General features: G+C 32.0%; 18 protein-coding genes. 10 read left to right on the top strand and 8 right to left on the bottom strand.

What is annotated here, in order from left to right:
- Positions 1-150: 150 nt before the first annotated feature.
- Positions 151-2,964, bottom strand: coding sequence for an excinuclease ABC subunit UvrA (gene uvrA / locus ETU10_RS00250; RefSeq protein WP_146309267.1), 2,814 nt, complete (start codon positions 2,962-2,964; stop codon positions 151-153).
- Positions 2,965-3,381: 417 nt separating this feature from the next.
- Here uvrA and ETU10_RS00245 point away from each other — a divergent pair, with 417 nt between their 5' ends.
- The 4 genes from ETU10_RS00245 to ETU10_RS00230 all read left to right on the top strand — a co-directional run bounded on the left by ETU10_RS00245 (position 3,382) and on the right by ETU10_RS00230 (position 7,881).
- Positions 3,382-4,524 (top strand): LysM peptidoglycan-binding domain-containing protein, encoded by a 1,143-nt coding sequence (locus ETU10_RS00245; protein WP_146309266.1) that lies wholly within the window; start codon positions 3,382-3,384, stop codon positions 4,522-4,524.
- Positions 4,478-5,425 carry an ankyrin repeat domain-containing protein gene (locus tag ETU10_RS00240; RefSeq protein ID WP_146309265.1) on the top strand — a complete coding sequence of 316 codons (948 nt, stop codon included), beginning with the start codon at positions 4,478-4,480 and terminating at the stop codon, positions 5,423-5,425. The genes ETU10_RS00245 and ETU10_RS00240 overlap by 47 nt, the downstream gene beginning before the upstream one ends.
- Before the next feature lie 74 nt (positions 5,426-5,499).
- On the top strand, positions 5,500-6,441 hold the full coding sequence (locus ETU10_RS00235; RefSeq protein WP_146309264.1) for an ankyrin repeat domain-containing protein: 942 nt from the start codon (positions 5,500-5,502) through the stop codon (positions 6,439-6,441).
- Between the two features lie 3 nt (positions 6,442-6,444).
- A complete protein-coding gene (locus ETU10_RS00230; protein ID WP_146309263.1) occupies positions 6,445-7,881 on the top strand; it encodes a PAAR-like protein in 1,437 nt (478 codons plus the stop codon).
- A gap of 510 nt (positions 7,882-8,391) precedes the next feature.
- Here ETU10_RS00230 and ETU10_RS00225 read toward each other — a convergent pair.
- Positions 8,392-8,568 carry a hypothetical protein gene (locus tag ETU10_RS00225; protein WP_185145022.1) on the bottom strand — a complete coding sequence of 59 codons (177 nt, stop codon included), beginning with the start codon at positions 8,566-8,568 and terminating at the stop codon, positions 8,392-8,394.
- Between the two features lie 168 nt (positions 8,569-8,736).
- Here ETU10_RS00225 and ETU10_RS00220 point away from each other — a divergent pair, with 168 nt between their 5' ends.
- Positions 8,737-10,242, top strand: a complete 1,506-nt coding sequence (locus ETU10_RS00220; RefSeq protein ID WP_146309262.1) for a sulfatase-like hydrolase/transferase — start codon at positions 8,737-8,739, stop codon at positions 10,240-10,242.
- A gap of 67 nt (positions 10,243-10,309) precedes the next feature.
- Here the strand turns inward: ETU10_RS00220 and ETU10_RS00215 are convergent, their stop codons facing one another.
- The 3 genes from ETU10_RS00215 to nhaA all read right to left on the bottom strand — a co-directional run bounded on the left by ETU10_RS00215 (position 10,310) and on the right by nhaA (position 15,359).
- A complete protein-coding gene (locus tag ETU10_RS00215; RefSeq protein WP_146309261.1) occupies positions 10,310-10,969 on the bottom strand; it encodes a YggS family pyridoxal phosphate-dependent enzyme in 660 nt (219 codons plus the stop codon).
- Between the two features lie 254 nt (positions 10,970-11,223).
- Positions 11,224-14,100: an insulinase family protein gene (locus ETU10_RS00210; RefSeq protein ID WP_246118397.1), complete on the bottom strand. Its 2,877-nt coding sequence runs from the start codon at positions 14,098-14,100 to the stop codon at positions 11,224-11,226.
- A gap of 62 nt (positions 14,101-14,162) precedes the next feature.
- Complete coding sequence (nhaA, locus tag ETU10_RS00205) at positions 14,163-15,359, bottom strand: Na+/H+ antiporter NhaA (protein ID WP_146309259.1); 1,197 nt, start codon at positions 15,357-15,359, stop codon at positions 14,163-14,165.
- A 449-nt stretch (positions 15,360-15,808) separates the two neighbouring features.
- Between nhaA and ETU10_RS00200 the strand changes: the two genes are divergently transcribed.
- Both ETU10_RS00200 and ETU10_RS00195 read left to right on the top strand, forming a co-directional pair.
- The gene (locus ETU10_RS00200; protein WP_146291403.1) at positions 15,809-16,147 is read left to right on the top strand and encodes an MGMT family protein; all 339 of its coding nucleotides are present in this window, start codon (positions 15,809-15,811) and stop codon (positions 16,145-16,147) included.
- A gap of 48 nt (positions 16,148-16,195) precedes the next feature.
- A complete protein-coding gene (locus ETU10_RS00195; RefSeq protein WP_146309258.1) occupies positions 16,196-18,055 on the top strand; it encodes an Nramp family divalent metal transporter in 1,860 nt (619 codons plus the stop codon).
- A gap of 96 nt (positions 18,056-18,151) precedes the next feature.
- Here the strand turns inward: ETU10_RS00195 and nfsB are convergent, their stop codons facing one another.
- Both nfsB and menB read right to left on the bottom strand, forming a co-directional pair.
- Positions 18,152-18,796 carry an oxygen-insensitive NAD(P)H nitroreductase gene (gene nfsB / locus ETU10_RS00190; RefSeq protein WP_146309257.1) on the bottom strand — a complete coding sequence of 215 codons (645 nt, stop codon included), beginning with the start codon at positions 18,794-18,796 and terminating at the stop codon, positions 18,152-18,154.
- A 24-nt stretch (positions 18,797-18,820) separates the two neighbouring features.
- Positions 18,821-19,639 (bottom strand): 1,4-dihydroxy-2-naphthoyl-CoA synthase, encoded by an 819-nt coding sequence (gene menB, locus ETU10_RS00185; protein WP_146291411.1) that lies wholly within the window; start codon positions 19,637-19,639, stop codon positions 18,821-18,823.
- 281 nt (positions 19,640-19,920) lie between these two features.
- On the opposite strand from menB, the gene ETU10_RS11215 reads away from it, so the two are divergent.
- Positions 19,921-20,133 (top strand): hypothetical protein, encoded by a 213-nt coding sequence (locus ETU10_RS11215; RefSeq protein WP_221410352.1) that lies wholly within the window; start codon positions 19,921-19,923, stop codon positions 20,131-20,133.
- A 43-nt stretch (positions 20,134-20,176) separates the two neighbouring features.
- Here ETU10_RS11215 and ETU10_RS00175 read toward each other — a convergent pair whose 3' ends face one another.
- Complete coding sequence (locus ETU10_RS00175) at positions 20,177-21,598, bottom strand: amino acid permease (RefSeq protein ID WP_146309256.1); 1,422 nt, start codon at positions 21,596-21,598, stop codon at positions 20,177-20,179.
- 155 nt (positions 21,599-21,753) lie between these two features.
- On the opposite strand from ETU10_RS00175, the gene ETU10_RS00170 reads away from it, so the two are divergent.
- Both ETU10_RS00170 and lpxB read left to right on the top strand, forming a co-directional pair.
- On the top strand, positions 21,754-22,533 hold the full coding sequence (locus tag ETU10_RS00170) for an alpha/beta fold hydrolase (RefSeq protein ID WP_146309255.1): 780 nt from the start codon (positions 21,754-21,756) through the stop codon (positions 22,531-22,533).
- A 160-nt stretch (positions 22,534-22,693) separates the two neighbouring features.
- Positions 22,694-23,812, top strand: coding sequence for a lipid-A-disaccharide synthase (gene lpxB / locus ETU10_RS00165; protein WP_146309254.1), 1,119 nt, complete (start codon positions 22,694-22,696; stop codon positions 23,810-23,812).
- Positions 23,813-23,841: the final 29 nt, after the last annotated feature.

Genomic DNA, 23,841 nt, shown 5'->3' with positions numbered 1-23,841 from the left:
TAAAAAAAGGAATTTAAAAGTTCCTTTTTTTAGTTATTCATATTCCATTACTACTTAATTCTTTTTATCAAATTCATGAAACGGTTTTTAGAAAACTTTTAATAAAATAGTAATGGCTATTTTATTAAATTTAGCGCTAAATTTAATGGGTTAAATTGAAAGCTTATCTTTTAAGTATTTGCCGGTATAGGATTTTTTACATTTTATTATTTCTTCCGGGGTTCCAGTAAAAACAACTTCACCTCCATGGACTCCTGCTTCCGGACCTATATCTACCAAATAATCCGCGCATTTAATAATATCCGGATGATGTTCAATTACCATTACGCTATGCCCTTTTTCTATAAGTGCATAAAACGATTTTAAAAGTTTATTAATATCATCAAAATGAAGACCCGTACTTGGTTCATCAAATATAAACAATGTTTTATTGGTAGTATTTCCTTTAATAAGGAAAGAAGCTAATTTTATTCGTTGTGCCTCTCCACCCGATAAGGTTCCTGAAGATTGCCCCAGTTGTAGATATCCTAAGCCAACCTCTTCCAGAGGTTGTAACTTATTTACAATTTTGGCTTGTTTATGAGTATTAAAAAATTGGATGCTCTCTTCTACTGTCATTTCTAAAATATCAGCAATATTTTTACCCTCAAAGGTTACTTCCAATATTTCCTGTTTAAACCTTTTCCCGTGGCAACTTTCACATTCCAACTCTATATCTGCCATAAACTGCATTTCAACTTTTATCCTTCCTTCCCCTTGGCAGGTTTCACACCTCCCGCCTTCTACATTAAATGAAAAATGTTTCGGCTTATAGTCATTTAGTTTACTTAGCTTTTGTTTGGCGAATAAATCACGAATATCATCAAAAGCTTTTACATATGTGGCTGGATTGGAACGAGAGGATTTGCCGATCGGGTTTTGATCGACCAATTCTAAATGTTCAATCTCTTTCCAATTTCCTTTCAATTCTGAAAAAGCCCCCGGTCTATCTCCACTAATTCCTAACTTACGCTGGAGCGCTGGAGCTACAATGCCCTTCATCAAAGTACTTTTACCGGAACCACTAACTCCTGTAACTACCGTTAAACAATACATGGGAAGCTTAACATCTATTCCCTTTAAATTGTTTTGCCTTGCTCCCGTAATTTCAATATATTCTTTGGTTTTTCTTCGAGTTTTAGGAACTTCAATTTTCTTTGCTCCGTTTAAATAGTCCGAAGTTAGCGTTTGCTTCTTCATCATTTGTTTATACGTTCCCGCAAAAACGACTTCCCCGCCTAATGTACCAGCATTAGGACCAATATCTACCAAATAGTCCGCCGTTTTCATAATATCTTCGTCATGTTCCACAACTACCACGGTATTTCCTAAATCCCGTAGTTTTTTTAAGACCAATATTAAACGATCGGTATCTCTCCCATGCAAACCTATACTGGGTTCATCTAAAATATAGATAGAACCTACCAAGCTACTTCCTAAGGACGTTGCTAAATTGATTCTTTGAGATTCTCCTCCGGACAAGGTATTGGAAGCTCTATTTAAAGTAAGATATCCTAAACCTACATCTAAAAGAAATGATATACGGCTATTAATTTCAAATAAGAGACGCTTGGCTATTTGTTTTTGATAATCACTTAGCTTTAGCTGTTTGATTATTTCAGAGAGTTGATCCAGCGGTAGGTCTATCCAGTCATTGATCGAGGATTCATCTATTTTTACAAAATAGGTTTCGGGTCTTAACCTCTTGCCGTTACAATCCGGGCAAGTGGTTTTCCCTCTATAGCGAGATAGCATGACCCGGTACTGTATTTTGTACGTATTTTCTTCCAACATTTTAAAAAAATTGTCCAAACAAGGAAATTTTTTAGAGCCGTTTCCTCTCCATAACAATTTTTTCTGTTCAGAAGTCAGTTCAAAATATGGCTTATGAATTGGAAATTTTGCTTGTGCTGTCTCTTTAATGAAATATTCTTTCCATTCACTCATCTTTTCTCCCTTCCAGGCAAATACAGCATCTTCGTAAATGGATAAATTTTTATTGGGAATTACTAATTCTTCGTCTATTCCTAAAACTCTACCATAGCCCTCGCAGGTAGGGCAAGCTCCGTAGGGATTATTGAAACTAAAAAAATGGATGGTGGGCTCTAAAAATTGCATCCCGTCTAGCTCAAAAGCATTTGAAAATTTTTGTGTAAACCCTGTTTCCGTATTTTTTATATAGCAATCTCCTTTGCCTTCGTAAAAAGCTATCTGCACGCTGTCTGCAAATCGTTGAAGTGCTTCTTCGTTATGTTCTACAGAAAATCTTTCAACCACTAAAAGAATATCCACTTCCGGCTCCGGCGTAAACCCAAAACTTTCCAGATCTTCCATAGTTACAACCTTTCCGCCAATTTCTAATCGTACATAGCCTTGCCCTTTTAATAATTTTAATAGCTCGGAAAAATCTTTTCCTTGTACCTCCAGAGGAGAAAGCAAAAGATATTTCCCCCCTTCGGGCAAACTTTCTACATAACGAACCACATCGCTTACTTCATCTTTTTTTACTTCCTTGCCGGAGATGGGTGAATAGGTTTTACCTACTCGGGAGAAAAGTAAGCGCAGATAATCGTAAATTTCTGTAGTTGTTCCTACGGTAGAGCGAGGGTTGTCTGAAATTACTTTTTGCTGAATGGCTATAGCGGGTGCAAGCCCTACGATATCATCTACCTGAGGTTTTTCTAATTTCCCTAAGAATTGCCGTGCGTAAGAACTTAAACTTTCCACATACCGCCTTTGCCCCTCGGCATACAGAGTATCAAAGGCCAATGTAGATTTTCCACTTCCGGATACGCCGGTTATTACTGTTAGCTTATTTTTAGGTATGGATACATTTATATTTTTAAGATTGTGAAGATGTGCATTTTTTATTAAAATGTCTTCTGAATCTTGATTGGCTTTTAGAGAAGAAGTCTGGGTATTCAAATCTGTATGAATTAATTAACAAAAATTTTTTACCTGCTTACCAGAAGTAGGATAAGTACAAAAATAAATAATTTAGCGTATACATTCCTTAGATCATTAGGAATAAAACTAAAATATAAGTCCTCCCCATATATGGAAAGGACTTATCAGTTTCTATAACAAACAGGTTTTTAATTTCCCTTGCTTATTAAAAGGTGGTTTTTAAAAAAAAATTTATACTTGCTACAAATATATTATAAAAAACTGTGCCAACATTACTACAAACTATATAAAAAAATATTTTTTTAATCTTTCATTCGTCGACTTGCTTAATTTCCGTTCATGTCATACGAATAAAATAAAACAAATGTTTATTTAGATACATTGGCATATAATTCATAAATGTTTTATACATTTGCGTTTGTTGATTTTGTTTTTATGTCTAATTATAAATATAAAGTTCAAAAAGGGGACACTTTACATAAGGTGGCTTTAAAATTCGGAATTTCTTGTGACGAACTTCGGCAATACCATAACCAATATTGTCCTTTGGAGGATTTACTGCCGGGTACCGACAAATTGCCTCGTCATTTAAAAGAAATACTTCTACCAGAAGGACAACTGACCTATCAAGAAAAGTTAGAAAAAAGTTTAAACACTAATTTTTCTTTGGGAAAAAACAATTCTTATAAAATTGAAATTGAGAATTCTTTTTTTCTTAAAAATGAGTTGATGTCTGAGAATCAAACCGTGAATCTCTGGAAAATTTCTGAAGATTTACATGCCCAAAGGGCAGAAATTCTTGTGCAGGAGGTTCAAGTAATAAAATGTAGCAGCCCTTTAAAAGCTTTAATAGACTTGGTACAGCAAATCAATAAATCTTCGGATCATTTGATGGTTTCTCTTCTAACAGACGGTACACTGGGAGAAGTATTAAACAAAAAAGAAATTTTTGAGAAATGGGAGGCTATTAAATTTGAAGAATTAAAGTCGGCAGAATTGCAAGACGATTTTGCTAAGGTTTTAATTGAAGAATACAACCGAGCCTTTGAACGTATAACCCCTTATATAAAGCAAAATATGCTTTATCAAGTTTTGTTTTGCCCTAAAAAACCTTTGGTTTTTCCGGTCAATAGCCCCCGTGTTATAAACAAAGAATTTCTGGTGAATTCTTTAATTTTCCCGGAGCTTTTAATTCCCTACACACTTAGCTACACCAGCAAGGAGCAAGCGGAAGAGATTGAAATTTTACTAACTTCCAAAAGTCCTAGCTCCCACTGGGAACTTTTTAAGGAAAGATACGAAAAGGCTTATTCCTTAATGCTGGAAGATCCTTTTCTTCCTCATTTCTCGTTGGAAGGAAAGTATTTTTACAATAAAGACAGTGGAACTTTAAACCGTGCCGTAGTTTATGCTAAGGAGCAGATGAGTAAACAGCTGTTTTATACTTTGCAATACAAAATTAACCGTATAGATCAAGAAGAGGGTGAAACTCCCAACGATGCATTTGAACCTCAAGAAGAAATAGTACTTCATGAAAAGAAAAAATTACCTCCTAGCCCTTTTTTGTTTGATGAGTAGTTTATTTCTGCTCTCTTGTTTAGACCCGATTAAAAGTAAAAACCGTAAGAAATACACGCCGGAATTTTGTTTTGAAGAACCTTTACTGCCTTTGGCGGAAGCGATTTACCAAGGAAATGCACATGAGATTGAAAAACTAGTTCATGATAACCAGATAAACCTGAACACTTGGAGCTCTAAAAGTGGTTTTACCCCTTTGTACTATGCCTGTTTACTAGAAGACGTTTCCGTAGTAAAAAAACTTTTGGAATTGGAGGCGGATCCTAATCTAGTTACTTTAGATGTTAGTGATGGCTCCAAATATCCGAGAAAAGTTACTAATATTTCCTTTGTAGTTTCTCGTGGAAATATGTCTTTAACCCGATTATTGCTGGAAAAAGGAGCCAACCCCAATACCCCTGTGGGAGCATTGCCTCTAAATGATGCCTTAGCACAACGTAGTAGTCAAGAGTATATTGACTTGCTTATGAAATACGGGGCCGATGCTAATTTTTTGGAGTATGGAAGCATTGATAACGCTGCCCAAATTGCCTTTACTGGTAGACATTTTGAACTAATTAATTATTTTTTAGACCAGGGGGCAGATCCTCGCTCGGTGAATCGGTCAGGTTTTAGTTTGGCTTATTATATTCAAGAAGAATTAAAAGAATCTGGAAGAACAAAGCAAGCCAGAGAAACTTTAGAAAACATTAAAAAACGCTTGGAAAAAGAATACGGCATTCGCTTTCCCGTACAATTACAAAGAAGACAAGGAATGATCAATGAAATTCAAAGATACGAAGAAGTACCTGAAAGTATACGTAATTTGCCTCTTATGGAAGAAAGTAAAATATATTTTCAAGAGCTGAAAGATTCCTTAAAAGCAGGCAAGACCATTTCCGGAAAACCCTTGGAAAGTTAAAATAAATTCCCTTAATAATAAGATAAAATTTTAATTTTGAGTTCTTGGTTTAGAGAATTTTAGACTTTTAAAAGATGAAAAGAATAAAAATAATTTTAGTACTACTGATATCTATGGCTTTTTTAACTTCTTGTTTAGACCCGATTAAAAGTAAAAACCGTAAGAAATACACGCCGGAATTTTGTTTTGAAGAACCTTTACTGCCTTTGGCAGAAGCGATTTACCAGGGGAATGCCCGTGAGATTGAAAAACTGGTTCATGATAACCAGATAGACCTAAACACTTGGAGTTCTAAAAGTGGTTTTACCCCTTTGTTCTACGCTTGTTTAATGGAAGACGTTTCTGTGGTAAAAAAACTTTTGGATTTAGGGGCAGATCCTAATTTAGTTACTTTAGATGTTAGTGATGGGTCTAAATATCCGAGAAAAATTACTAATATTTCCTTTGTAGTTTCTCGTGGAAATATGTCTTTAACCCGGGTATTGCTGGAAAAAGGAGCTAGCCCCAATACCCCTGTGGGAGCATTGCCTCTTAACTATGCTATGGCTCATAAAAATAGCCAAGAATATATTGACTTGCTTATGAAATACGGGGCCGATGCTAATTTTTTGGAGTATGGAAGCATTGATAACGCTGCCCAAATCGCTATGAGTGGGATGCATTTTGCATTGGTCAATTATTTTCTAGACCAGGGGGCAGATCCTCGATCTGTCAATCGGTTAGGTTATAGTTTGGCTTTATTGGTACAGGAAGAGTTAGAAGAACCCGGAAGAACAAAGCAAGCCAAAGAAACTTTAGAAAACATTAAAAAACGTTTGGAAAAAGAATACGGCATTCGCTTTCCCGTACAGTTGCAAAGAAGGCAAGGAATGATCAATGAAATTCAAAGATACGAAGAAGTACCTGAAAGTATACGTAATTTGCCTCTTATGGAAGAAAGTAAAATATATTTTCAAGAGCTGAAAGATTCCTTAAAAGCAGGCAAGACAATTTCCGGAAAACCCTTAAACGACTAAGCAATGAGCCAACTGTATGTCCCCCACGGAGCTATAACCACTTGTTTGGAAGGGAAAAAAAATTCCCAAATAAAGGTAAGTTCCCAAAAAACGGTTTTTATGAACCAAAAGCTAAAAGCTACCGAAGACGATCGGTTTCAGGATAATTTTTACTGCCAAAAAATGGTGGGAGGCACTTCTTCCTTAGTGGGCTGGATAAGCGGAGCCATGGGAGCATTGGGCGGTCCGTTGGGGGCTTTTGTGGGTTATTATGCCGGTAGGTTTGTGGGCGGTTTTTTGGGAAACCAATTGTCTTCCCAACTTCTCCCCAGCTTGTGTTCCACCCTTTGCCAATCGTCTCAGTGGTCTTCGGTGCATCCCAAGGTAAAAATTTCCGGTAAACGAGCTTTGTTGGAGAAAGCCACCCTGCAATGCATAATGGGCGGGGTAGTGCATATTGTTTTACCCCAAATGCATAAGGCATTGACCCATGCCCGCATGGCTGCCGCTTCCTATGAAGATGTAGACTTTCAAAATCCCGAAAATAATAAGGTTATCAATGGATTTACACCCGTAAACGAAGATCGTGCAATAAAAATTCTTGGAGATCGCTGGAAAGAATTATTAAACCAAGATCTCAACAATGGTTTTTATGCTGCTTTATATGAAGACAGGGAGGGCAATGTGGTCATTGCATACCGAGGCACGGAACCTTCCAAAACTGCAGATTTAAAAGAAGATTATTTGCAGGCAATGGGTATCCGTTCCGATCAATACGACGCTGCTGTAAAACTAGCAAAAAAGGTAAAACAAGCTAAAAATTCAGGAGATATTCTCGGGCAGGTCAGCATTACGGGGCATTCTTTAGGGGGTGGGCTTGCCACCATAGCCGGAGCAGCTACCGGCTACGAAACCTATACTTACAATGCGGCGGCCGTGCATAATTCTAGCTACCAAAGAAATGGTGTGGAGAAAAATACGGAACATATACAGGCTTATATAGGTACTCGGGATATTTTAAACACCTTGCAGGACCAAAGGGAAATGGTGCTTTCGGGGGCGGTATTGGGTGCACCAGCGGTTATGCCTGTCTTGGGCGGTGTAGCGGGCGGGGCTACCGGTACCGTGGTTGGGGGTTCTTTGGGTGCGGTATCTACACTGCCTAGCTTAAATCCTTCGATCATAGGGAGTGGTACCTTGGTAGGGGCAAATGTGGGGGGAACGACTGGAACGGTTGCCGGCCTCCTTGGAGGGGGATTGCTGGGAACTCTTTTGTCTGCTTCTGGAATATGGGGGCTGGCTACGGGAGGAATGCCTCGCCAAGAAGGTGTTCAACGCATTGTAGTTCCCCAAAGCGATAGCGATGCTATGCACGCCATGGAACCTTTAATTGTCGCTATGGAAAAAATGTTTGCTAAAATGGGGGGTGGCAAACCGGTGAAAGCTCTTCTTAAAAATTAAGCCCTTGGGATTCCCCCAAGGGTAAAATATATAAATACTTACATAAATTCACTAATTGTAATGCCCTTTGTTGATAAAGCTTCTCTTTCTTTACTCTAGCCTATAAAGCATAAAACGATCTTTTTTCTCTTGTATCCATTTATTATTCCTATAAGAATAAGGAAATTTAAAAAATTAATTTTATTTAATTTTTTTACCTCATCTAAACTACAATCAGTTTCTACATAATTTGCATGCATGTTTAATAACCAATTATAAATTTATTTGTATCCTTTTACTATTCGAGCTATTTTATTTAAATAATTAAATAAAATTCAATTTTTTTAAATATAAGAAAATAAATAATATGAATAATTATACTATAAATATAAAATAACAACTATTAATCAATATTTGTCGATTTCATTAAAAATTTATTATTATTAATTTCATTAATTTCGCGTTCATTATTCTCTAAACAGAGATTCTGTTTAGAGAATAATATTCTCAATTAGAACCTATATTTATTTTTTATAATTTACTTGATCTAATCATGATTGAAATAATAATTTTTTTACTTCCTGCTATTTTTGCTACAAGTATATTTGATTTTTTCACTAAACAAAAAAGTTCTCCTTTCACATTTCTTAAAAAGAGTTTACTATTTATGCTTGCCATCAATCTATTCGTATGGTTATCTATGATCATAGTTTTCGATAGCGACATATTGCAAGTACAGCTAGATAACTACCATAGTATGTTTTTTAGTTTATCTTATTTAGTCACTGCCTTGGTATACGCATTTATTTTATCCTTTTTGTCCTTTATATTTAAAAAATATGTTAAAACCTTTTTAGTGTATAAAAAGAATAAAAAATGAAATTTCCCAAAAAAATAATATTATTTTTCTTAATATTTTTATCCATTACAATCTTCTTTATCCTACTATGGCTTAACAGTAATTTTGCCCATGCTACTTTTGAGCAAATTTTATTTCATATTAATATACCGGATAACAACCCAACGTTTGATTATAAAACGAATTTAATTCTTTTAACCTTACTACCTGCCTCATTAATAACTTTATGTTTCATAGTATTATCTATGGATTTTTCTAAAAATGAAAGTTTATTCTTGTATATTAAACTTTTTACTAAAATTAAGTTTAGAATTCAAATATATCCAATTCAACTTTTTAGGAAACACTTATTTATATTTACCATCTTCTTAATTTTACTATCTTCTTATTTGGTCTACAAAAAATTTAAATCTTACAATGTGTATGGTTATTTTTTTGAAAAAACAGCCTTGTACGATCAAGAATATATTAATCCCAAAAAAATTAAAATTACTTTCCCTGAAAAACCTAACAACCTTATAGTTATTTACTTAGAATCCATGGAGACCACCATGCAATCTAAAGAAGAAGGAGGTTTGTTTAATCAAAATATAATTCCAGAACTTACAAAATTGGCTAAGGATAATATTAATTTCAGCCAGTCCGATCATGTAGGTGGAAGTGTTCAGGTTTCATTTACGGGTTGGACTATGGCGGCTGTAGTAGCCTCTACAAGTGGTATTCCTTTAAAGCTTTCCAATAAAAAAGAAAATGACATGGAAAGGTATAAAGTTTTTTTGCCTAATGCCTTAACTTTAGGGGATATTCTTGAAAAAGAGGGATACAATAATATACTGATGGAGGGTTCGGATTCCAAGTTTTCAGGTTTAAAAACTTTTTTCCAAAGCCATGGAAAATTTCAAATTAAAGATTATAATTACTTTAAGGAAAATGGGCTAATTCCTAAAGATTACTTGGTCTGGTGGGGAATAGAGGATGCTAAATTATTCAATTTTGCTAAACAGGAATTAACCGATTTATCTAAAGACCAAAGACCTTTTGCTTTTGTTATGAATACTATGGACACTCATTTCCCTAATGGTTATTTAGATCCTAATGCAGATATTAAATTTGACAACCAATATGCAAATGTTAATGCAAATTCAAGCAAACAACTGTATGAATTTATTGAATGGTTGAAATCCCAATCTTTTTTTAAAAATACGACTATTATCATCTTGGGAGATCATCTTTCTATGGATAATTTTTATAAAAGTTATGATGTAAATCAGCGCTTTCCCTATAATTGTGTCATTAATTCCGTAGTTCAACCTAAACATATGAAAAATAGAAATTTTACTACTTTTGATTGGTTTCCTACGATTATTGAAAGTATTGGCGGTAAAATTGATGCCCCAGGCTTAGGATTAGGACGTTCACTCTTTGGTAATGATCAAACTTTATTAGAAAAAATGGGTAAAGACAGTTTGAACAATGAACTAAGCAAAAATTCAGATACTTTTAATCATTTTTGGAATAATTAATTTTATGAACAAAAATTATCCGAACTTAATTATATGAATCATTATAGATTTATGAACTTTATTTTGATTATTTATTATAATCTCTAGCTCCAAATAATTTTGTTCCAATTCTTACCATGTTACTCCCGCATTGTATAGCTATGGGGTAATCATTAGACATTCCCATAGATAATGTTTGTAACTCAAATTCTTTTTGATGTTTTATAAAAAAACTATTTAATGAAAGGAATTCCTCATTAATCTGCTGGATATTATCTGTAAAAGAAGCCATTCCCATAAGCCCTATAATATTTACATGAGGAAAAGCTCCAAGTTTTTTTTGAGTTAAAATTTGCAAGGCTTCATTAAAAGTAAGTCCATATTTTGTTTCCTCTTGAGCTATTTTAACTTGCAAAAGTATAGAAAGTATTCGGTCATTTTTAATAGCTTCTTTTTCAACAATATGTAGTAGTTCTTCGCTATCCACCGAATGAATTAAATGTACAAATGGTGCTATATATTTAACCTTATTTTTTTGTAAATGTCCGATCTGATGCCAACGAATATCTTTGGGTAAAGCCTCTTCTTTTTGCATCATTTCTTGAACTTTATTTTCTCCAAAATCTTTCTGTCCAGCCTTATACATACCTGCAATTTCTTCAATCGATCTAGTTTTTGAAACTGCTACTAAGCTTACATTTTCAGGAAGTGTATTTAACGTATCTGTTAATCTTATTGATTCATTCATTCCTTTTTCCCATAATCTAAAGACAAAAATAACTAAAAAGTTAAAAAGATCATTTGTTTTTCATTTAAAAGCCAATACATTACTAATACTTATTTAGTACATAAAATCATTATAACTATATCATAACAATTTCTCCATGAAAATACCTAACAATCTCCGATTACGAGTTCTACTGTTATATTTAATCTTTTAAAGATTTTAATTGTTCTTTCATTTAAGTTATCTAAATTTAGAAAGCTAAGCTAGGATTTCACTTAGTTAGTAGGAGAAAACAAATCACTCGTTGAAAGTTCTACCACATTTCCAAATTTTTTAATTTCCTTCCAATCTATGATATCACTATTGCCCATTAAAGCAACATTATACTTTTTATTCTTTATATTTTTATTAAAGAAATTTTTTAAATCATTTAAAGCTATGGTTTGAACTTCACTATAAACTTTTTTTCTTATATCATCATCCAACCCTTTCTTTTTTGCTGAAAGGTAAGACCAAAAAAGATTCGTTTTGGTAATCCTTTGAGAGGCTATTTGTTTTAAAGCACTTTTTTTTGCATTTTCAAATTGTTCCTCTATTTCTGGCATATCATTCATCAACTTATACATGGTTTCCATTGCTAAAGGTAATTTTTCAGCTTGGGTACCTAGATAAAGAGAAACTGCATCATGTTTATGCTGATCAGCGGCTATAGAATAGAAAGCATATGCTGAATAGGCTAACGACTTACTTTCTCTAATTTCTTGAAAAACAATTGAGGATAAGCCACTTCCAAAGTATTCGCTAAATATATAGGCAAAAGAAATTTTAGATACATCAAATATTTCTCCTTTAGATTGTGCTAAAACTTCCGTTTGTACCATATCGTACGGGGTAAAATAAATGGTTCCATCTGACACTAGTTCCTCATAGTTTAATGATTGGGTGTATATGTTCTTCCCTAAGGTATTGTGATTTTCAATTATTGCTTTTTTTATTAGCTCTTCGTTAGGTCCAAAATGAAAAATTTCATGTTTATATGAAGTTAACCCTTTTATAATTTGAATTAAGTCTTCTGGATTTTTATTAAAAAGTTCTTCTTCTTTAATTATATTTTTAATTCGATTGTTTTGCCCGTACTTCGCGTATTGCATTAAAGCATTAAAAATATATTGTTTATTCCTTTGTGCATCTTTTCTAGCTTTTAAAATTGTTTGTACATAATCATGATAGGCTTTATCATCTACTTTAGGATCTTTTAATAGATGTTCTACTAACCGTATCCCTTGGGGCAAGTTTTCTTCTAACCCATGAAGAGATAAAACAATTTTTTCATTTTGAACCTGAAGCGAGTATTTAACTCCCATCTTATAAAATTCTTGTTCAAGTTCCGATTTTTTGTATTGGTTGGTACCAATAACATTTAAGTACCCTAAAGCTAATCCTAACTCTTGATTATGATCTAAACCAAAATCAAAAATATAATAAAGTCTCCCTAAGGCATTATTCTTATTTTTAATAAAAGAGAATGGCGTGGCATTTATCTTATCAAAATGAATGCTATCTTTATAATCTACAAATTGAGGTTCAATTTCTTTCTCTGGAATTTGTATAAATTCTTTATAGAAAATAGAATGAGCTTTACGATTAATGGTTATAGGTGTAATTCTAGGACTTTCAACACGTATTAAATGATCATTCGTTCCTGTTTCTTTATAAACAACTACATAATTGTCTTTATAGAATTTATTGGCAAACTCAACAATAGATGGTTTAGTAATTTTATCCAGTTCATCAAATTCTTTAAGAATGGATTCCCAAGACTTTTTTTGTATAAAAGAAGTATACATTTGTGTTGCTAGCCCACTTGCTGTATCCCAGTTTTGAATTCTTTGTGTTTTAAAATTGCTTACAATAGCAGGAATTAACCAATCGGGAAAATTTCCTTTTTTTACTTCTTCTATTTGATCTAAAAGAAGTTTTTCAATTTGTTTTAAATCTTGTCCTTCTCTGGGTGCCCCGAATAAGATATGCATTCCATAATCATTAAAAAAAGAAGTATATGAACCTGCTCCTTGTGCTTTTTGTTTTTGATTAATGTTAATATCAATTAACCCTGCTCCTGAGTTGTTTAATATCATATCAACCATTTTTACTTTCAAAAGATCTTCACTATTAGCTCCTTGCGTTCTAAAAGCTAGTTGTAGCTTTTCGGAGGAGGGGCTTTTTACAGTTCTTTTAACTACAGATGTAAGTGGTTTCTCAATAATTTTATTAAAAACCGGTAACTCTCTATATTTAAAATTTCCAAAATTTTGATCTATCCATTGAATGGCATTTTCAAAATCTAAATCCCCAACCAATACCATTGCCATATTATTGGGAACATAATAATTTTCAAAATAACTATGTATTGCCTTCATAGAAGGATTTTTTAAATGTTCTGATGTGCCCAAGGTCGTTTGTTGTCCATAAGGATGATTTGGAAACAAGGCATCCATCAACTGATAATTTACTAAGCGCGCATCGTTATCCTGAGCTCGATTAAATTCTTCATACACCGTTTCTAATTCTGTGTGAAATAACCGTAAAACTAAAGTAGAAAAGCGTTCTTTTTCCACAAGTAGCCATCGTTCCAATTCATTGGATGGAATCACGTTTTTATAAATGGTTTCATCTAACCAAGTATGAGCATTTGTTCCCGAAGCACCAATCTGAGACAAAAGTTGGTCGTATTCATTAGCGACAGCATATTGAGAAGCCTCTTGAGATAAGGCATCAATTTTGGAATAAATTTGAATTTTCTTATCTGGGTCTGATTCAACTTTATGAGCTTCATAAAGATCTGAAATTTGTGATAATAATTTAGATTCTTCTTCCCAATTTAAAGTTCCGATTTTAGAAGTTCCTTTAAACATCATATGCTCTAGATAGTGAGCTAGTCCGGTCTGGTCGGAAGGATCATTTGCAGATCCTGTACGTACAGCTATAAAAGTTTGTATTTTGGGTTCATCAATATTTTGAGCCAAATACACTTTCAACCCATTTTTTAATGTATAAATCCTTGTTTGTGATGGATCTTGAATTACCGTTTCATATTTGTATCCATTTATATCCGTCTTAATTTCAGTATTATAAGGTTGAGCATCAGTCATCGTAAAAAGGTTTAAAATAATTGGTAAGAAAAATTTTCTCATTAAATTTTTGAAAAATTTATTCAAATATTCTTTTTCCTATATATAAAGTTTAAATAAGTAAATCCTAAAATCGCCGCACAAAGAGAACTTATTAATATCATAAATTTGGCATTGTTTATATAATCGTAATGCATTACAGGATCAAACGCTAGCAATGTTATGAATATAGACATGGTAAAGCCAATACCGCCTAGGAAGCTTATCCCCATTAATTGCTTCCAACCTATTTGTGAAGGTAAGACGCACAGTTTAGACTTGCAGGCTATAAAAGTAAATAAAAATATACCTAAAGGTTTACCCAACACTAAACCCAGAAAAATACCTAAAGTATAGGGTTGAGAAAATAGTTCTGGAAAACCTGAATCTATAACTATTGCAGTATTGGCTAAGGCAAATACTGGTAATATTAAGAAGCTAACAGGATGATGCAACGCCGAAAGTAATTGATAGGACTTTGTGTTTTTACCTCCGTCTCCAAAGGGAATAACAAAAGCTAGTAAAACTCCGGTAATTGTTGCATGAACTCCGGAATTTAACATAAAATACCACATGATTATTCCTCCTATTATGTAGGGTATTAATGACTTTACTTTTAATAAATTTAAAATTAATAAAATTGCCCAAATCCCCAAGGCGGTTCCTAAGGAAAACATAGATAGATCTTGAGTATAGAAAAGAGCAATAACTATAATGGCTCCTAAATCGTCAATGACTGCCAATGCAGTTAAAAACACGCGTAAGGCAAGTGGAATTCTTTTTCCTAAAAGGGATAATACTCCTAATGCAAATGCTATATCCGTAGCCATAGGAATACCAGTACCTGAGGCTGTTTCTGTATTATAATTAAAGTAAGCATAAATTCCTGCAGGTATTAAAATTCCGCCTAAAGCAGCCATAATTGGCAAAAGTGCTTGCTTAACATTTGATAATTCGCCAATATAAATTTCTCGAGCTAGCTCTAATCCTACCATAAGAAAAAATACCGTCATTAAAGCATCGTTAATAAAAGTATCTAAACTTAAAGGCTCTCCATGATGATTAAAAAAATTAAAATCTCCGAATTGCAGTCGAATTGGCGTTTTCCAAAATTCTAAATAGCTATTTTGAAAAATAGAATTGGCTATAATTAAAGATATTATAGTGCATATAATCAAAATGATTCCAGCCGTTTTTTCATCTTCTAAAAAATCATTAAATAACTTATTAATCCTCTTCATGTTTTTTATGGGTTTATTTCAACAAAATTACGATTTAAAAAACTTATGAATTAACTATAGCTATTGATTATTCATGAAAAATGACTTTGCTAGATGTATAACAAAGTCATTTATTTATTTCACTTTCTAAAAACTTAGAAAAATTCAATGATTTTTTTAAAAAAGTAAAATATTAATTTCTCATTTTTTGGTTTATGTTTGAAGTCTTAGTTTCTTCTTTGGACAATATAAATAAAAATCGTTTATTTAAAAAAAAATTCTATAATTGTAAAAATGTTTTTAAACTTAATATAACTTAAATGCTTTTAAATTACTGATGCAAAGAATATTACAAAATACGTTTATAATAAATATTTCCTTATATATAGATAAATATTTATTATTTTAACACAAAATCTAGCTTTTTTAATAAATTAAAAACCTTCAATATTTAGTCCCTAAATTCGAAAATGAAAGAATTTTACGAAAAAGTTTATAAAATAGTTTCAAAAATTCCTTACGGAAAAGTTACTACTTATGGGCTAATTGGTGAATACATCGGAGTTAAAAGTTCCGCTCGAATGGTAGGATATGCTATGAATCATTCTCATCAATTAAATATACCTGCTCATCGAGTAGTAAATCGAAAAGGCTTACTTACAGGGAAACACCATTTTGCAACTCCATCTTTAATGAAGGAACTTCTTGAAAACGAGGGATTGGAAGTAGAAAACGATCAAATTGTTAATTTTAAAAATCATTTATGGGACCCAAAATCACTAGATAATAAAAATTTATCATCAATTTAATATTTATAACTTAATTTACCTAATTTAGCAGTTAGAAAGACCTAACAATTGAACAAAAAATCTTTACAAGAAGTACATGAATCTATTAATACGGATAGCCCTAAAAGGTGGAGACGTATTTTTGCATTTTTTGGCCCGGCTTATTTAGTTGCTGTAGGATATTTAGATCCTGGTAACTGGGCTACGGATATTGCAGGAGGTAGTAAATTTGGATATGCCTTGATATGGGTATTATTAATGAGCAACTTAATGGCTTTACTTCTACAGTCTTTAAGTGCTCGTTTAGGAATTGTTCGTGGATTAGATTTAGCGCAAACCAATCGAGAATATTATCCTAAGTGGATGAATTATATCCTATATGCTTTTGCTGAAATTGCTATAGCTGCCACTGACTTGGCTGAGGTGTTAGGAATGGCAATAGGACTACAACTTTTATTTGGCTTAGATCTAATTTGGGGTGTATGGATAGCCGCCTTAGACACATTTTTACTTCTTGTTTTACAAAGGTTTGGTATGCGTAAAATGGAAGCTTTTATTATAGCTTTAGTAAGTATTATTGGCGGATGTTTTTTGGTTGAAATGTTTTTAGCAAAACCAGAACTGGAAAAAGTTGTACAAGGATTTAAACCCTCTTTACCTAATAACGAAGCTCTTTATATAGCTATAGGAATTATAGGTGCAACTGTAATGCCTCATAATTTATATTTACATTCAGCACTTGTTCAAACAAGAAAAATAAAAAGAGATTTTCAATCTATAAAAAGAGCCATCAAATATAATTTTTTTGATAGCCTTATTGCTTTAAATTTAGCTTTTTTTGTTAATGCTTCAATTTTAATATTAGCAGCTGCTACCTTTTACAAGGCGGGATTACATGATATTGCTGGTTTACATGATGCTTATAGAATGCTTTCTAATATCTTAGGTCCAATGGCTCCATTTTTATTTGCTATAGCTTTAATCGCAGCCGGACAAAGCTCTACAGTTACAGGTACCTTGGCTGGGCAGATTGTAATGGAAGGATATTTACATTTCCGTATGAATCCAGCACTTCGAAGATTATTGACCCGTATGCTTGCTATAATTCCAGCAGTTATTGTGATTAGCATTTTAGGAGACAATTCTGTTGATGAAATGCTTATTTTTAGTCAGGTTTTGCTTAGCATGCAATTAGGGTTTGCCGTTATTCCTTTAATACATTTTGTAAGTGATAAAGAAAAAATGGGAAAATTTGCCATTAAACTTCCTATAAAAATTCTTTCATGGCTGGTATGTATTATTATTGTAATTCTGAATATTAAACTGGTCTATGACGAGGAAATCTTGATATTTAAAAATCCTGAAATTTCCTTAGGAGTTAAAATAGTTTTAGGTTGTATTTCTTTTTCTTTACTATTTTTTTTATTCAATATAATTATTTATCCTTGGTTAGTAAGAGCAAAAAAATTGAAGTTTAATATTCACGATAATTTAGTAAAAAATAAACTTTCACAAATTAAAAATTTTAATACTATTGGGATTGCTTTAAATTTCTCAAAGAATGATGCTAAAGTGCTCAATTATCTTTCATTGGTCGCAGATAAAACTACTCGTATTATTCTAATACATATTACTGAAAGTGCTTCGGCTAACTACTACGGAAAAATTGCAGATGATCTTGAAACAAAATTTGATACAAAAAAACTTGATTCCTATAGGGATTTTTTAGAGAAAGAAGGATACGAAAATATTGAAACAAAATTAGGATATGGACTGCCTGCAATTAATCTTAGAAACTTAACTGAAGAAAATCAAATTGAAATTTTATTAATTGCTAAACATGGACACAAGGGTTTAGTAAACCTTATATTTGGAACAACTTCTACTAAAATACATTCTAAGATTGATATACCTATTTTAATAGTATAATGAAATAATTTTATTAAAAAAGGGATTAAATATTTAATCCCTTTTTTAAATTTCTTTATCTTTAAAAGAACATACTCAATTATAGAAACCTTCTTTTTATAAGAAGGTAAATAACTTATCTTCTGGCAATCTAGATTTAGGTAGAGAAGCGTTATAATCATTTTCATCATGATATCCTAAACTTGCAATTACTACACTTGTTAAACCTTTTTCCTTTAAATTAAGTATTTCATCTAATTTTTCAGGTATGAAGCCTTCAATGGGAGTAGAATCAATTTTTAAACTAGCGGCGGCTAAAAGTAATTGACCTAATGCAATGTAAATTTGCTTACTTTCCCAATTAACTAATTTTTCTTCAGAACTATTATTTAAACCAACAAAATATCTCCTTCCCTCATCGTTCTGTTTTTTTAGTTCTTCATTTGAAAATCTATGATCATTATCTTCTTGCTCAATTAATTCTTGGAATCGTTCTTCCGTAAACCTTAATTTAGCACAAAAAATAACTACTTGTGAAGCTCCTTCTATCCTTGCATGATTGAATTCTAAAATGGCTGGTAATATTCTTTTCTTCGCATCATCAGACTCAACTATTATAAAATGCCAAGGTTGAGAATTAACAGAAGATGGTGCATTTTTTAATACTTCATAAAGTTTTTGAATGTCTTGTGTAGAAATTTTCTTTTCCTTATTATAATGTTTGGTGGTAAACCTTTTTTTTGATATTTCTGCTATATCCATTTTAATTAAGTTTTATATTAATAATTAAGGAAACTTAGGGAATTTTTTGAAATCTGGCTTACGCTTTTCCAGAAAAGCATTTTTCCCTTCTTGAGCTTCATCCATTAAATAATACATTAAAGTAGCATCTCCTGCCAACTGCATTAGACCATGTTGACCGTCTAATTCAGCATTTAAGCACCGCTTAATCATCCGCAAAGCCAATGGGCTTCTCTCTTGCATTATTTGGCACCATTCAATAGTAGCATCTTCCAATTCAGAAAAAGGAACCACTTTATTTACCAAGCCCATTTCCATTGCTTCATGGGCGGTATATTGTTGACACAAAAACCATATTTCTCTTGCTTTTTTTTGCCCCACACTTCTAGCTAAATAAGAAGACCCGAATCCACCATCAAAACTTCCAACTTTTGGTCCAGTTTGTCCAAACTTTGCATTTTCTGAAGCTATCGTTAGATCGCATACTACATGAAGCACATGTCCTCCTCCAATTGCATAGCCGTTAACCATTGCGATGACTGGCTTTGGTATTTCTCTAATTTTTTTATGTAAGTCCAACACATTTAATCTGGGAATGCCATCCTCTCCCATATATCCTCCCACACCTTTTACGTTCTGGTCTCCTCCACTACAAAACGCTTTGTCTCCTGCACCCGTTAAAATAATAACATCAATTTCTGAATGTTCACGGCAATAGTCCATGGCTTCTAACATTTGAAAATTGGTTTCCGGTCTAAATGCGTTGTATACTTGAGGTCTATTGATTGTAATTTTTGCAATCCCTTCCCAATATTGAAACAATATATCTGAATATTCTTTTATAGTTTTCCAATTCTTAGCCATATTATTTTTTTGTTTTTAAACATCCAAAGTTAAAAATTTTTAAGAGTTATGCTTACTAAAGTGTTCCTTTAAAGCGCTATTTAAAATTTCGTTAAAAATTTATTCCGATGTTTATTTTTTTTATTTTTATAATAAAAAAAATGAACTATATAAATAATTTCTTTAATAAAATACCAGATTGGCTTTCTAGTAGACTTTCTATTTTTATTTATTTATTCTTACTTTTTTACCTAGTAATCTTCGCTCTCCTATGCATTATAATACCGTCTTGGAAAGATTTTATGCCCTCCGACAATGCTCAATTAATTTTTGGAAATTATACCAATGTTATTAGTGCATTGGGTGCTTCCATTGCTGCGGGTAGTGGAGTAAGTGTTCATAAAAGTTCTCAAATTTCTAGAAGAAATCATAGAGAATTATTAGACACTATCAAAAAATTGAATAATCGACTGGATGAATTAAATAAATCTATTTCCGATAATAAAAAAATTTAAATCTATTTAACTATTTATATAATCAATCTTTTACTGCTTGTAATTACTTAAATGAATCATTCTCATTTAAATCAAACCCGTCATTTAACCACTGCTTTCTAACTTTGCTAGGGATTAGAAAATGCCCAACAGCGAGAATAATAAACCATACGGGTGTAAAGATTAATGCTTGCCTAGTATCATCTTTAAACCAAAGAGCTATAATAAGAAGAACAAAGAACGTTAAAGCTCCGTAAACAGAAAATAATCCACCTGGGACTTTGAATTTAGATTTTTTGTGTAATTCTTTCCTTTTCGATCTATATACTATATAGGAGATCAAAATCATTGACCATACAAAAACAAACAAAATTGTTGAAGCTGTACTTACTAAAGTAAATGCAAGCATGATATTTTCATTCCCAAAGTATAATAAAATAACTGCCGGTAGTAAACAAAGGCATGAAAATAAAAGACCATATGCGGGTACTGAAACTTTAGAGAGTTTTTTAAAAATTGTAGGAGCCTTTTGACTTAGAGCTAAACCGTAAAGCATTCTACTTGTTGAAAAAATACCACTATTTGCTGAAGATGCTGCGGAGGTCAAAACCACAAAATACGTAATACTAAAAGCAGCAGCAATTCCTGCGAAATTAAATAATACTATAAATGGACTAGCATTAGGATTTATCATTCTCCATGGCATTACAGACATTATAACAGCCAAAGCCAATACATAAAAAAATATTACACGTACAGGTATTGCATTGATCGCCTTAGGAAGAGTTTTTTCAGGATCTTTAGTTTCAGCAGCAGTAGTACCTACCAATTCAACACCTACAAAAGCAAAAACCGCAATCTGAAATCCAGCTACAAAACCCGCGAATCCAGTAGGAAAGAATCCTCCATCGCTCCATATATTACTTAAAGATGCAACAATACCTACGGGTGTCTTAAATTTATAGATGATGAAAACAGCCCCAATAATAACTAGAGCTACGATTGCTAAAATTTTTATAATTGAAAACCAGAATTCTGCTTCACCAAAAAGTTTTACAGTTAATAAATTTAGACATAGAAAAATAAATATACAAATGAATGCGGGTACCCATGGATCAACAGCTCCAGGAAATAAATATTCAATATATCCTGAAATAGCAATTAAATCTGCACTCCCAGTAACTATCCAACAGAACCAATAAGTCCAACCCATAAAGAATCCAGCAGTAGGACCTAACAAATCTGTTACAAAATCTACAAATGATTTGTATTGAAGATTCGATAATAATAATTCCCCCATTGCGCGCATAACGAAAAATAATACAAACCCTATGATTGCATAAACCAATAATATTGAGGGTCCTGCTAAACTAATCGTTTTACCTGAGCCCATGAATAATCCTGTCCCTATAGCTCCACCAATAGCTATTAATTGTATATGTCTATTTGTTAGGTTTCTCTGTAACTTTTTGCCTGGTTGATTCATTTTATAATTTAATTCACTTTTTAATGAGATTAGCATGTAAAAGTATGATAAAATTAATTTTTCTAGAAAAAAATAATTATAAAATATTTATTAATTCGCATATACCTCTCTAAGCTGAATTAATAATTATTTACTTTTGTATAAAAGCATTAAAAATGAATAAACAAATCTTACATTCTAAAATATACGAAAACAAAAACAAACCATCCCTTTTAATATTCCATGGTTTGTTTGGTTTACTTGATAATTGGGGAAGTTTAGGAAAAAAATTTGGAGAAAATTATGATACTCATCTAATTGATTTAAGAAATCATGGAAAAAGTTTTCATTCTGATGAAATGAGTTATGAATCTATGGTTGAAGATATTGCAGATTATATAGATTTTTATAACTTAAATAAACCTATTCTTCTAGGTCATTCTTTAGGAGGAAGAGCTGTCATGTCTTTTTCAATAGAGAAACCTGATTTAGTTCATAAACTAATTGTTGTAGATATGGCTCCCAAAGCCTATAAGCCACATCATGTCAAAATTTTTGAAGCATTAAATACTATAGATTTTTCTAATGTAAGAGATCGAAAAGATGTTGAAAATATGCTTTCTAAAGAAATTGATAATAAGGCCATTGTTCAGTTCTTAGTAAAAAATGTTTATAGAAAGGATGATAATTCATTTGATTTTCGATTTAACTTGAAAGGTTTAGAGAAAAATTATATTCACATAATTTCAAAAGCCATTGAAACTGGTATATTTCTCGGGTCAAGTTTATTTATTTCAGGAGAAAAATCCAATTATATACTTGAGGATGACAAAATTGAAATTATTAAACAATTCCCTAATTCTGAATTTATTTCAATATCTAATGCGGGACATTGGGTGCAAGCAGAAAATCCAACTGATTTTTATAATTCTGTTGTTTCATTTATTGAATCCTAAAGTTATTAACAATAATACTTATTAAATAATAATTTGAAAATTATTTAATGAGCAAGTAAATAAACTTTTTTAATTAGAATAAGCAAAGATTTAGAATAATAGATTAGATATTATATTTAAATATTTAGCAAATTCCCATATAACTTATCAAATAACAGCCATGAAATACTATTTAATTGCAGGAGAAGCTTCAGGTGATTTGCATGCTTCAAACTTAATGAAAGAAATTAAAAAATTAGACTTTGAAGCAAAATTTAGATTCTGGGGAGGAGATTTGATGCAGGCTCAAGGAGGTCAATTGGTAAAACATTACAAACAACTTGCATTTATGGGATTTGTGGAAGTTGTACAAAATATTGGAACTATTCTAGGTAATATCAAATTTTGTAAAGGGGATATCTCCAACTTTCATCCAGATTGCGTTATTTTTATTGATTATCCAGGGTTTAATCTACGATTATGTAAATTTGTTAAAAATCTAGGAATTAAGACATATTACTATATTTCACCCCAACTTTGGGCTTGGAAATCTGGACGGGTTAAGTTAATAAAAAAGTATGTGGATCATATGTATGTAATTCTACCATTTGAAAAAGATTTTTATGCAAAGTACAATTATAAAGTTAATTTTGTAGGTCATCCACTGTTAGATGCTCTAAAACATATACCTAAAATCAATGATCAACAATTTAGATCAGAAAATAGATTATCTAATAAACCAATTATAGCTCTATTACCTGGAAGCAGAAAGCAAGAAATAAAAAAAATTTTACCTTTAATGCTTAGCATTAAAAAAGAATTTCCAGACTATGAATTTGTCATCGCAGGAGCACCCTCATTTAATTTGAATTTTTATAACCATTTAATAAATAGTAATATAAAAATCATAACGAATCAAACCTATCAATTACTACAACTATCAGAAGGCGCATTAGTAACCTCAGGGACAGCGACACTAGAGACAGCATTATTAAAAGTTCCACAGGTAGTATGTTATAAAGGAAGTAAAATATCCTATTTCATAGCCAAACGCTTAATTAAGCATATAAAATACATTTCCTTAGTAAATTTAATCATGGATAAAGAAATCGTAAAAGAATTAATTCAAAACGAGCTTACTCCTTTTAATTTAAAAAAAGAATTATCTAAGATCTTAGAGGCTAAGCATAGATCCAATCTAATTTTACAATATGATCAACTACAAAATAAATTAGGAGAATCCGGGGCTTCCAAACGAACTGCCTATTTGATTTATGAGACGTTAATGAATAATAAATAACGAAAATAAGAGTTAATTATTATATATAA

Source organism: Apibacter muscae, from assembly GCF_007845595.1.
Classification (GTDB): Bacteria; Bacteroidota; Bacteroidia; order Flavobacteriales; family Weeksellaceae; genus Apibacter; species Apibacter muscae.
The sequence above is the reverse complement of the archived record's forward strand: the minus strand, read 5'-3'. Positions and strand labels throughout refer to the sequence as shown.